The following is an 11,890-nucleotide window of genomic DNA, read 5'->3' on the forward strand; positions in this document are numbered from 1 at the left end:
GTAGATCCTGACGTGCCCTAGGCGCAGCGCCGAATATGTGGCAAACAGACGGGTCCGCCGATCAGGAGAGCCGCCCGTGCCGTTGAGCGCCGATCAGGTACTGCAGCATTTTCGCGCCACGGGCGCCTTGCTCGAGGGGCATTTTCTGCTTTCCTCGGGGCTGCACAGTTCGGCCTACATCCAGTGTGCCAAGGTGTTGATGCATCCCGAGCGCGCTGCCGAGCTCTGCCGTGCCTTGGCCGACAAGGTGGTGGCAAAGCTTGGCGAAGGTGCCCTCGATCTGGTGGTGTCGCCGGCCATGGGCGGTGTCGTGGTGGGCTACGAGATGGGCCGCCAGTTGGGTGTGCCGGCCATCTTCACGGAACGCGTCGAAGGCGAGTTCGAACTCCGCCGCGGTTTCGAACTGGACCCTGGGGTCCGCGTGCTGATGGCCGAGGACGTGGTGACCACGGGCAAGTCGTCGCGCGAATGCATCGCCGCCATCGGGGCCGCCGGCGGCACTGTGGTGGCTGCCAGCTGCCTGATCGATCGCTCGGACGGTGCCGTCGATTTGGGGCTGCCGCTGATCTCGCTGCTGGGCCTGGCGGTACCGGCCTATGCCGCCGAGGCGCTGCCGCCCGAGCTGGCCGCCCTGCCGGCGGTCAAGCCGGGCAGCCGGAATCTGGTTTGAGAGCCGCGTGACCGTCTTTCGCCGCCGCCAGCCCCGCACCAAGACCCAGCACGCCCGGGAGCTGGTCTGGCCCAGCGCCGGCTGGCGCCGGGCCGGCAAGTACTTCTGGTACCGCATCGTGCGCATGCCGGGCACGCCCTATTCCATCGCCGCCGGGCTGGCCTGTGGCGTCGCCGTCTCGTTCACGCCCTTTCTGGGCTGCCATTTCATCATGGCTGCCATCTTCGCCTGGATCATCCGGGCCAACCTGCTGGCCTCGGCCATCGGCACGGCGGCCGGCAACCCCTATTCGTTTCCCTTCATCTGGGTGCTGGTCTACAACGTCGGCGTCGTCCTTCTGGGCTGGGAAGGGCAGCTCGACATGCCCGAGGAGATCTCCTGGCGCTTCCTGTGGGAGAATTTCGTCGATGTCTTCGTGCCGCTGCTGATCGGCGGCGTGCCGGTGGGGGCGGCCTTCTGGCTGATGACCTTTTTTCCCGCCTGGTATGGTATAGAGCGCTACCAGCGCCTGCGGCGGACGCGGCTGGCCGGTATCCGGCGGCCCAAAGCCTCTGAGGAACAGCTGCCGGGGGAATTCGAGAACGGAGCGCAGCCATGAACCATCGCTTGAGGCTTGGCGTCAACATCGACCACGTCGCCACCATCCGCAATGCCCGCGGCGGCCGCCATCCCGACCCGGTGCGGGCAGCAAAGCTGGCGGCCGAGGCCGGGGCCGACGGCATCACGGCGCATCTGCGCGAGGACCGGCGCCACATCTCGGACGACGACATCCAGCGCCTGACGGCCGAGATCGAGCTGCCGCTGAACCTGGAGATGGCGGCCACCGGCGAAATGCTCGAGGTGGCGCTCAGGCACCAGCCCCATGCCGTCTGCATCGTGCCGGAAAAGCGCCAGGAGGTGACCACCGAAGGCGGCCTCGACGTGGCCGGCGCCCAGGCCCACCTGGAAGCCTACGTGGGCAGGCTGGCCCAGGCCGGCTGCCGGGTCTCGCTGTTCATCGACCCCGACCGCCATCAGTTGGCGGCGGCCAAGGCGGTGGGAGCGCCGGTGGTCGAGTTGCATACCGGGGCCTATTGCGACGCCGAGGGTGCCGAGCAGGAGTTGGAGCTCCAGCGCCTGCGCGAGGGCGCCCGGGCCTGCCTGGAGCTCGGCCTGGAATGCCACGCCGGCCACGGCCTGAGCTTCGAGAGCGTGCTTCCGGTGGCCGCCATTCCCAACGTGGTCGAGCTCAACATCGGCCATTTCCTGGTCGGCGAGGCCATCTTCGGCGGACTCGATTCGAGCATCCGGCGCATGCGGGCGCTGATGGACCAGGCCCGCGCGGAACTCTCCGCCTAGGGCGGAGCCAGGATTTTTCCGTGGTCATCGGCATGGGCAGCGACCTGATCAACATCGACCGCATCGAGCGCACCTTGGAGCGCTTCGGAGAGCGCTTCACCGAGCGCATTTTCACCGCGCTGGAGCGCCAAAGGTGCGAGCGCCGTGTCAAGCGGGCCGAGGCCTATGCCGGCCGCTTCGCGGCCAAGGAAGCCTGCGCCAAGGCCCTGGGCACGGGCTTTCGCCGGGGTGTCTTTTGGCGCGACCTGCAAACCGACAACCTGCCGTCGGGAAAGCCCGTCATGCAGCTCACGGGCGGTGCGCTCAGGCGCCTTCGCGAGCTCACGCCCGACGGCATGGAGGCCCATATCGAGCTCACCATCACCGACGAGCCGCCGCTGGCCCAGGCCATCGTGCTGATCTCGGCCGAGCCCCGCGGGAATTGATTGAAAAAAAATGAATATATATCAAGCTATTGGGTTATATTATTAATGTTTTGGTTTAAAAATAGGAACGACAGCGAAGCGGCCGAGGCGGAGCTTGCCGAGGAAAAAAAAGGCGGCATCGGCGAATCCGTCCGCACCATCGTCTATGCCGTGCTGATCGCCGTGGTGATCCGCACGCTGGCCTTCGAGCCCTTCAACATCCCCTCCGAATCCATGCTGCCGACGCTGCTGGTGGGCGATTACCTGTTTGTCTCCAAGTACTCCTACGGCTACAGCCGGCACTCGCTGCCCTTCTCGCCGCCGATTTTTTCCGGGCGCCTCATGGCCGGCCAACCCAAGCGTGGCGACATCGCCGTTTTCAAGCTGCCGCGCGACAATTCCACCGACTACATCAAACGCATCGTGGGCTTGCCCGGCGACAAGATCCAGATGCGCCGGGGCACACTCTGGATCAACGGCAAGGCGATCGAGCGCCAGCGCATCGCTGACTTCGTCTACAGTAACAGTCTGGGCCACGTCTATCGCGTGCCGCAGTACCGCGAGACCATGCCCAACGGCACCAGCTACGCCACCATCGACCTGGTCATCGACGGCGAGCACGACAACACCCTGGTCTACAGCGTGCCGCCCGGTTTCTATTTCGCCATGGGCGACAACCGCGACAATTCACTCGACAGCCGGGTAGCCGTGACGCAGGGCGGCGTCGGCTTCGTGCCGGCCGAGAATCTGGTGGGCCGGGCCGAGGTGCTGTTCTTCTCGACCGACGGCTCGGCCCGCTTCTGGGAAATCTGGCGCTGGCCCGCGGCGACCCGCTTCGGGCGCCTGTTCAACTCGCTGACCGACTGATGGGCAAGGCCGCCCAGGCCGAGCTGAACCAGGCGCTGGGGCACGAATTTGCCGCCCCCGAGCTGCTCGACGAGGCGCTCACCCATCCCTCCATCCGTTCCGGCCAGGGCAGCCGCGACTACGACCGCCTGGAGTTCCTCGGCGACCGGGTGCTCGGCCTGGTCGTCGCCGAGCGCCTGCTGGCCCGCTTTGGCGAGGCCGACGCCGGCCACCTGGCGCGCCGCTTCAACGACCTGGTGCGGCGCGAGACCCTGGCCGAGGTGGCTCACGAGGTGGGGCTGGGCGATCACCTCAAGCTGGCCCGCAGCGAGGTCGAAAGCGGCGGCCGCGACAAGCCGGCCATCCTGGCCAACGCCTGCGAGGCGGTGATCGCGGCGCTTTATCTGGATGGCGGCCTGACGGCGGCGGCGGATTTCATCGGGCGCTACTGGGAGCCCCGCATGGCGGCCCTGACCAAGGCGCCCAAGGATGCCAAGACGAGCCTGCAGGAATGGGGCCATGCCCGGGGCCTGGAGCCGCCCAGCTATAGCGTGGTCGAACAGACCGGTCCGGCCCATTTGCCGCAGTTCACCATCGAGGTGTCGTTGGCCGAGTTCGCGCCGGCCCGGGGCTGCGGCTCCTCCAAGCGCAACGCCGAACAGGCGGCGGCGGCGGCCCTGCTGGCCGTGCTCGAAGGCCCAGGAGAGGACGCCGATGATTGAAGGCGGCGCGAGCAGCCAAAAACGCTGTGGTTTCGTGGCGCTCTTGGGCGCCCCCAATGCCGGCAAGTCGACGCTGCTGAACGCCCTGGTGGGCAGCAAGCTGGCCATCGTCACGCCCAAGGTCCAGACCACCCGGGCCCGCCTCGTCGGCATCGCGCTGGAGGCCGCCTCACAGCTCGTCTTCGTCGACACGCCGGGCATCTTCGCGGCCAAACGCCGCCTCGAGCGCGCCATGGTGGCGGCGGCCTGGTCCGGCGCCTCCGACGCCGACCTCTGCGTCCTGCTGGTCGACGCCCAGCGCCCGCCGGCGGCGCGGGGCGACGACACCGAGCACATCATCGAGGGTCTCGAGCGCGAGGGCCGGCGCGCCGTCCTGGCGCTGAACAAGATCGACCTCGTCGAGCGCCGGGCGCTGCTGCCCCGGGTCGAGCGCCTGATGGAAAGCGGCGTCTTCAGCGACACCTTCATGATCTCGGCCCTGGCCGGAGACGGCGTCGACGATCTGCGCCGCCACCTGGCGGATGCCGTGCCGCTGGGGCCCTGGCTCTATCCCGAGGACCAGTTGGCCGACGTGCCGCTGCGCTTTTTGGCGGCCGAGGTGACGCGCGAGCAGCTTTTCCTGCAATTGCACCAGGAGCTGCCCTATGCCCTGACCGTCGAGGTCGAGGGCTGGCACGAACAAAAAGACGGCAGCGTGCGCATCGAACAAGTCATCTACGTCACCCGTCAGAACCACAAGGGCATCGTGCTGGGCCGCGGTGGCAGCCGCATCAAGGCGGTGGGCGAGGCGGCGCGCCGCCAGCTCGAGGAGGCCTATGAGCGCCGCGTCCACCTTTTCCTCTTCGTCAAGGTGCGCGAGAACTGGCTCGACGACCCCGAGCGCTACCAGGCCATGGGCCTCGAGTTCCCGGAGTGAAGTACTAAATGGATTGGGCTGACGACGGCATTGTGCTCAGTGCCCGCAAGCACGGCGAGACGGCGGCCATCGTGCACTTGCTCACCCGCCGGCACGGCCGCCATGCCGGCCTGGTGCGGGGCGGCGTGGGCAGGCGCATGCGGGGCGTCTTGCAGCCCGGCAACGAGGTCCGGGCCGAATGGCGGGCGCGCCTGGCCGAGCATCTGGGAAACTATACCGTCGAGCTGGCCAAGGCCCGGGCGGCGGCGCTGCTGGACGACGCCGAGCGCTTGGCCGGGCTGGCCGCGGCCTCTGCCGTGGCCGAGCTGACGCTGCCCGAACGCGAGCCCCACGAGGCCAGCTACGCCGCCACCCGGTCGCTGTTGGAGGCCTTGGAGCAGGGCGGAGAGGTTTGGCCTTACGTCTACGTGCGCTGGGAGCTCGGGTTGCTGGCCGAGCTTGGATACGGGCTCGACTTGGCCAGTTGCGCCGTTACCGGAGGGGTCGAAAACTTGGCCTTCGTCTCGCCCCGCAGCGGCCGGGCGGTGAGCGAGGCGGGCGCCGGGGACTACCGCGACCGGCTGCTGCGATTGCCTGGGTTTTTGCTCGGCAACGGTGCCGGTGACGACGGGAACAACGACCCCCGGGCTGAAATCGAAGCCGGTCTCCGGCTCACGGGGCACTTCCTCGAACACAACGTCCTGCGTCCCCACGGCCTGGAGCTGCCGGCGGCCCGGACACGACTTCTAGAACGTTTTGCTCGCCCAACCACTAGATCTGGTGTAAATTCGGGCAAATGAACGCCCATACCGAAACCATCCACGAGACCCCGCTAGGGGACGCCCTGAGCCAGCGCTATCTGGCCTACGCACTTTCGACCATCACCTCGCGCTCGCTACCCGACGTGCGCGACGGCCTCAAGCCGGTGCAGCGCCGCCTGATGTGGGCCATGCGGCAATTGCGCCTCGATCCCGACAAGGGCTTCAAGAAGTGCGCCCGCGTGGTCGGCGACGTGATGGGCAAATACCACCCCCACGGCGACCAGTCGGTCTACGACGCCATGGTGCGCCTGGCCCAGGACTTCGCCCAGCGCTACCCCCTGGTCGACGGCCAGGGCAACTTCGGCAACATAGACGGCGATAACGCCGCCGCCATGCGCTACACCGAGGCCCGCCTGACCGCCGTGGCCGAGGCCTTGCTGGCCGGCCTCGACGACGACACCGTCGATTTTCGCGACACCTACGACGGCGAGGACAGCGAACCCGTGGTGCTGCCGGCGCGCTTTCCCAACCTTTTGGCCAACGGCGCCAGCGGCATCGCCGTGGGCATGGCGACCTCGATCCCGCCGCACAATGCGGGCGAGTTGTGCGCCGCGCTCTTGCACCTCATCAAGTTCCCCCGGGCCACGGCGGCCAAGCTCTGCGAATTCGTGCCGGGCCCAGATTTCCCCACCGGCGGTGTGCTGGTCGAGCCCGCCGACAACGTCGTCGAGACCTACCGCACGGGCCGCGGCAGCTTTCGCCTGCGGGCCAACTGGCTCCTCGAGAAACAGAAACACGGCCAGTACCAGATCGTCGTCGACGAGATTCCCTACCAGGTCCAGAAAGGCCGCCTGATCGAGAAGCTCGCCGACCTGATAAACGAACGCAAGCTGCCCATGCTGGCCGACGTGCGCGACGAATCGGCGGAAACCGTGCGGCTCGTGCTGGAGCCCCGCAGCCGCAGCGTCGATCCTGAAATGCTCATGGAGCAGCTCTTCCGGCTGAGCGACCTCGAGGTGCGCATTTCACTCAACATGAACGTACTCGACGCCGCCGGCCGTCCCGGGGTGATGGATCTGCGCGCGGCACTCAGGGTCTTTCTCGAGCATCGCCACGAGGTGCTGGTGCGCGGCTCCAAGCACCGCCTGGCCACCATCGAACGCCGTCTCGAGATCCTCGCCGGCTATCTGGTCGTTTACCTCAACCTCGACGAGGTCATCCGCATCGTGCGCGAGGAGGACGAGCCCAAGTCCGAGTTGATGGCGGCCTTCGAGCTCACCGAGCTCCAGGCCGATGCCATCCTCGACATGCGGCTGCGCCGTTTGCGCCGTCTCGAGGAAGAGGGCATTCGCGGCGAACACGCGGCGCTGGGCGCTGAGGCCAAGGAAATTCGGGCGCTCTTGAAGAACGAGAAAAGCCGCTGGCAAGCCATCGCCGCCGAGATCCGCGAGAGCAAAAAGCAATTCGGCGAGAAAACCCCGCTCGGTGCCCGCCGCACCCGCCTGGCCGAGGCCCCGACGCTGGCCGAGGTGCCGCCTGAGGCCATGGTCGAGCGCGAACCCATCACCATAATCTGTTCGGAAAAGGGCTGGCTGCGGGCGCTCAAGGGCCACGTCGAGGAGAGCAGCGAGGCCAAATACAAGGAAGGCGACCGCGGGCGGTTTTGGATTGCCGCCGAAACCACCGACAAGCTGGTGCTTTTCGCCACCAACGGCCGCTTCTACACCATCCCCTGCGACCGCATCCCGCGCGGCCGCGGCCACGGCGAGCCGGTGCGTCTGATGCTCGATCTGGGCAACGACGAGGACATCGTCGAGCTTCGCCTCCACCGCCCCGGCCGGCGCCTGCTGGTGGCCGCCTCCGACGGCCGCGGATTTGTTGTGGAAGAAGACGCCACAATCGCCCAGACGCGGAGCGGCAAGCAGGTCCTCAACGTTCGTGGCGACATCGAGGCCCGGGTCTGTGCCGTGGTGCCCGAAGGTGCCGATTCCTTGGCGTTGATCGGCGAGAATCGGAAGCTCCTGATCATCCCGCTGGACGACATCCCGACCATGACGCGGGGCCGCGGCGTGACCTTGCAGCGCTACAAACAGGGTGGCCTCAACGACGCCCAGGCCTTCACCAAGTCGGACGGCCTGAGCTGGCGCAGCGGCGAGCGCACGCGGACCGAGACGGACTTGCTGGCCTGGCTGGGCAAACGCGGCGCCGCGGGCAGGCTGCCGCCGAAGGGGTTCTCGCGGGCCAATCGGTTTAGCTGAGGGAAAGTGGTGCCGGTGCTGGCCTCGTATGGCCGGCCATGACTTCCGCTTTCGCCGCTCGGGAGTCCCTTGCTGGAGGTAGCGCAGGTGCGCCGGCAGCAGGCCCAAATCGACGCGATTGATCCGTAGCGGACTTTAGCTATGGCCACCTTGTTGCCGACGTCACCCCAGGTCACAACGATTATTAGACGCTATTGGAGGTTTTTTCCCTCCTTGTAGCAGCCCGGTGATTTGGACTTGGGTTTCTGGAAATCCGTCGTGCTACTCACCGTCTTGACATTGACAATCACGATATTTTCTCCAACACGGTAATTGCGAAAATCACACTTTTCCTCGTTTCCCCACCAATCTGGAACTTTGAGACAGTCAACGCCACCTTCTACAACGCGCCACCAACCTGAGCCACTATTGCCTTTCCAAACAAACTCTAAGGTGCCGTCAGGTGCGTAATAGCCTGCTCCGTAGGTCCATTTCATTGTTTTCCCGGACAGCAATTTCTTTACATCTGATGAAGTGAGCGCATTCTTCTTGCTGGGCACCGGTACGCCCGTCACGATTTCACAATCTGACCATGCCGAAGCGAAGGTAATTTGAACGCCAAGAATTGTGCTCGCAATCAACGTCAAACCAAAGAGTATCGCTTTTGAAAGTGTCATTTCCGTCTCCCAACTATTTGTCTGGCTGGGTCCCATTCAAACAGGGTCAGCCGCCTCCATCGCCGATCAATGAGAACGGCGCCCAAAAGAGAGGATGCGCGTATGAGAATGTGGTCAAACCCGTTTCCGGATCGACGAAACCACCAACATCCATGAGCCCGATCATCGCGCGTCTCAGAGCCTCGAACCGGCCGAGCGTCGGGTTTTGGCGTGGCGTCGAAACAAGTCCGTCGTCAAGGTTTTCGCAGAGGTCGTCTCGACCGGCCAATTGGAAACCAACAGCGCCCGCGTGCCGGCATAGAAGAAAGCCCGACCCAGGCCGGACACCGCTTCCGCTCCGGCACCTTCGTCGGAACCCGTATTGCAAGCAGACAACACGACCCAATCGGCATCCAGCTTCAGGCCGAGAATTTCGCCCATGGTCAGGAGGCCGTCGTCCTTGCTTCCTGTCACTTTCGGTGAGGAGAGCGCCAATGCTGGCTGCAACAAACCATTGAGATCTCCTGGAACCAGCCCATGAGTGGCAAATGCCAGAACCGCGATCCTTGATAGATCCATCCCCTTTCCGCCGCCAATCGCACGGGTTTCGTCGGCAACACCGACAGCGGCAGATAGCCCAAAGGTCCATGCGCCACCACCAACAAGCTCTTGGCGTTCCACCATCCGGATTTCACGGGGCCAAGCAATTTCTCATGGAGCGCATAGGCCGTGGCCACGTCGAACTCTGGGATGTCGCCCAGCGTCGCCACTGTGGGTTCCAAGGCTCGGCGCAACTGCGCCACTTGGTCTGACAGATCCTTACGTCCAATGTCGACGGCAGCGAAAGCTATCTTTCCTTGCCTGGGAACCGCCCAAACATAGGTTCATTTGTCAGTCACGTAGGTAGCAATCAACGCCTCGCCACGACGCAAAAAGGAGCGCGTCTCCTCGATGGTCAGCGGCTTGGGGTTGATGAGTTGGGATATTTCGGGGAACCGCCTCTCCTGCACTTCCATCAGCGCTGCCCGTGCGCCGTGAAGTGTGTCGATTCGTTCTCGCAAAGTCTCCACGGATTTGGGATCCTGTTGATCCGGGGGAAGGGAGACCATTTTCGCAAGCGTCCCGAAGTGTGCGTTGATCTGTTTTTGGAGATCTTGTTCACGACGCACCAGATCCGCGAGATCAGGATCACGTGCTGCCGCCCTGGTCGCGGTTGCCGCCAACGCCGCCTGTACTGCCCGGCTTCGTGCGCGATCGGCAATAACGAAAGCCTCAGCGGCCGGATCAACGCCGGCGGTCGCTGCCTCACCCGCAGCATCAATGTCGCTCAGCAGGTCGAGATAAGACTCGAAGACCAACTTCATGAACCAACCTTGAGATCTCGCCTCCGTTCCATTCGCAACCCGTGACCGAGTCACGAGAATGGGCAGCGCCTTCTTGAAAGCTGCGACCGCTTCCAATCGGCGTTCGGACTTTGCCAGTGACATTGCGTAAAGCGCCTGAGTCTGGGCGGTGAAGAAGTGTTTTTTTCCAAGATTTTCTTGCCGGCGTTTCAACGTCCGATCGGTAAGTTCAAGGGCTTCATCCAAAATTCCAACCTGAATCATCGATGCGGGAACGGTAACGTCGTTGGCAAACCAAAGTTCATACTGTTGTGGGCTATCCTTCATCCCCTCGCGTGTGAGGCGCACCTGCTCCCAGGCACTCTTCCAATCCCGGAGTTCCAGGAAGGCATGCGCCATCGCATGGCGTGTGCTGCCCACTGCGTTCGAGTCCTGCCTCATACCAATCTTGTCAAGGATATGAAGCCCTTCATCCAACAAGATGATGGCCTCTTTGTGTCGGCCCTGGGCACTTACTGCACGGGCAAGTTCACGAATGGCATCGACTGTTCGAAAATGGAATTTGCCAACTTTTTTGAGGGCGAAATCAAGAACATCCCGGGCTTCGATCTCTGCCTCCACTATTCGACCCTGATTGACCAGATTGCGGGGGAGAATATTACGAATTTCGATCTGCCAAGTAATCTCTTCATCCCCATCGGAAAATCGGATCCCCACGATATGATCGATGGCTGAACGAACCACCGGCTCCATATCTACCCAGCGACCTTCCGCTTCGAGAATGGCTTGTTCGAGCCAAACATCAAAAATTCTACGCCAAACGCCTTGCTCCATATTGACGGCCTTGGCCTTTAATTTTCGCGCTTCCTCGATGTTGCCCGCCCAGGCGTTGGTGTAGACTTGGCCGCCGATGATTGCCGCACTTGGAAACGCTTCGCTACCCTTCTGAAACGATCGAACGCTATTTTGGTAGCGCCCCAAATATAACTGGGCCCAGCCAAGGTTCATGAGTGCATCCGAACGCTGCTCGGCACCGCCCGCGCCATGCAACGCGCCCTGACTATCCATATGCTCCAACGCTTTTTGCAAATCCTGAACTTGCTGCTCGGCCCGCCCCAAATCTCGCGCTGCTCGTTCTCGCTTGAGATAGAAGGAAACCAATTCGGGGGGAGACACGCCCTCTGGTGGTTGCGCGTTGGCGATCTCCAAGCGGCCTGCGATAGTCTCAGAATCAGGGTCTTGAGCGTCGAGGACAGCGGTAATGTCCGAAATGGTCCGTGGCGGTGGCGTGAAGGACGTGCCTTCGAAACTGGCGCTGATCTGCTTCGCTTCGTCGAGGGATACAGCTCTTTCGGTCTGACAGCCAGCCAGTAACACCGGCAGGGCCATCATCGCCATCGCCCACAACACTACCTTGGACATGTGTCCCGCCCTGATCAGAAAAGGCTAAGAGAGAGCAATAGGGACGCGCAGACCAAATTTTCTGCTTTCTATGGAACCATATTGAGCCCATGGTTGCAAAGATAATTGGGCCTCCAGTTATCCCGTCTTGAGGTTTGCTTATGCTGTCGTGGGTGTCCGTTCATGGCTAATCGTGACGAATCGGACCGGCTCCCGGCAGGACTGTAATCATGGGGGAAGCGGACTTGAAAACGGCGACCAGCCAAACCCCTGCGGCTCTAGCGTGGGAATACCCCGTCTTCCGCCACCAGCAAGTCCTCTCCATCCCGCGGGGGTTGCCGAGCCGATGTCCCTCCCCTAGCCCGCATTTCTCACCGGGTCATGGCCTGCGCGGCGCTGTCGCGCCGACAGGGTAGGAACGCGGCGCCGCGCGATGTTGGGACATCGGGTAAGCACAGCTATGCACCCTGTCGGTGCGACAGCGCCGCCCGAAGGGTCGCCCCCAGCCGCGCGTCCGCTACGGAAAAGACTGAAGAACATAGTCCCGCTACGATCTTCAGCCTTTTCCTTCCGGATCGCATCACCTGGGGGCGACGCAGGCCGTGACCCGGAGAGAA

Annotated in this window: 12 protein-coding genes; 9 read left to right on the top strand and 3 right to left on the bottom strand. The window is 63.8% G+C overall.

Translation table 11 applies throughout. The features are described 5' to 3' along the window. Window positions 1-82: 82 nt before the first annotated feature. The 9 genes from pyrE to parC are packed head-to-tail and all read left to right on the top strand — an operon-like array spanning window position 83 to window position 7,894. On the top strand, window positions 83-670 hold the full coding sequence (gene pyrE, locus QGG75_16485) for an orotate phosphoribosyltransferase (protein ID MDP6068831.1): 588 nt from the start codon (window positions 83-85) through the stop codon (window positions 668-670). Between the two features lie 7 nt (window positions 671-677). Further along, window positions 678-1,268, top strand: a complete 591-nt coding sequence (locus QGG75_16490; GenBank protein MDP6068832.1) for a DUF2062 domain-containing protein — start codon at window positions 678-680, stop codon at window positions 1,266-1,268. Next, a complete protein-coding gene (locus QGG75_16495; GenBank protein ID MDP6068833.1) occupies window positions 1,265-2,008 on the top strand; it encodes a pyridoxine 5'-phosphate synthase in 744 nt (247 codons plus the stop codon). The genes QGG75_16490 and QGG75_16495 overlap by 4 nt, the downstream gene beginning before the upstream one ends. 20 nt (window positions 2,009-2,028) lie before the next feature. Further along, on the top strand, window positions 2,029-2,433 hold the full coding sequence (acpS, locus tag QGG75_16500) for a holo-ACP synthase (protein ID MDP6068834.1): 405 nt from the start codon (window positions 2,029-2,031) through the stop codon (window positions 2,431-2,433). 45 nt (window positions 2,434-2,478) lie between these two features. Beyond that, window positions 2,479-3,279 (top strand): signal peptidase I, encoded by an 801-nt coding sequence (lepB, locus tag QGG75_16505; GenBank protein ID MDP6068835.1) that lies wholly within the window; start codon window positions 2,479-2,481, stop codon window positions 3,277-3,279. Then, a complete protein-coding gene (gene rnc / locus QGG75_16510) occupies window positions 3,279-3,980 on the top strand; it encodes a ribonuclease III (protein MDP6068836.1) in 702 nt (233 codons plus the stop codon). Before lepB ends, rnc begins: the two co-directional genes overlap by 1 nt. Beyond that, window positions 3,973-4,896, top strand: coding sequence for a GTPase Era (gene era, locus QGG75_16515; GenBank protein ID MDP6068837.1), 924 nt, complete (start codon window positions 3,973-3,975; stop codon window positions 4,894-4,896). Before rnc ends, era begins: the two co-directional genes overlap by 8 nt. Before the next feature lie 8 nt (window positions 4,897-4,904). Next, complete coding sequence (gene recO, locus QGG75_16520) at window positions 4,905-5,675, top strand: DNA repair protein RecO (GenBank protein ID MDP6068838.1); 771 nt, start codon at window positions 4,905-4,907, stop codon at window positions 5,673-5,675. Next, entirely contained in the window at window positions 5,672-7,894 is a 2,223-nt protein-coding gene (gene parC, locus QGG75_16525; protein ID MDP6068839.1) for a DNA topoisomerase IV subunit A, read from the top strand. Before recO ends, parC begins: the two co-directional genes overlap by 4 nt. Window positions 7,895-8,085: 191 nt before the next feature. Here the strand turns inward: parC and QGG75_16530 are convergent, their stop codons facing one another. From QGG75_16530 to QGG75_16540, 3 genes are all read right to left on the bottom strand, one after another. Beyond that, the gene (locus tag QGG75_16530; protein ID MDP6068840.1) at window positions 8,086-8,550 is read right to left on the bottom strand and encodes a DUF995 domain-containing protein; all 465 of its coding nucleotides are present in this window, start codon (window positions 8,548-8,550) and stop codon (window positions 8,086-8,088) included. A gap of 174 nt (window positions 8,551-8,724) precedes the next feature. Then, window positions 8,725-9,213, bottom strand: coding sequence for a CHAT domain-containing protein (locus QGG75_16535; protein ID MDP6068841.1), 489 nt, complete (start codon window positions 9,211-9,213; stop codon window positions 8,725-8,727). A 200-nt stretch (window positions 9,214-9,413) separates the two neighbouring features. Next, window positions 9,414-11,294: a tetratricopeptide repeat protein gene (locus tag QGG75_16540; protein ID MDP6068842.1), complete on the bottom strand. Its 1,881-nt coding sequence runs from the start codon at window positions 11,292-11,294 to the stop codon at window positions 9,414-9,416. Between the last annotated feature and the right edge of the window lie 596 nt (window positions 11,295-11,890).

Source organism: Alphaproteobacteria bacterium, assembly GCA_030740435.1.
Classification (GTDB): Bacteria; Pseudomonadota; Alphaproteobacteria; order UBA2966; family UBA2966.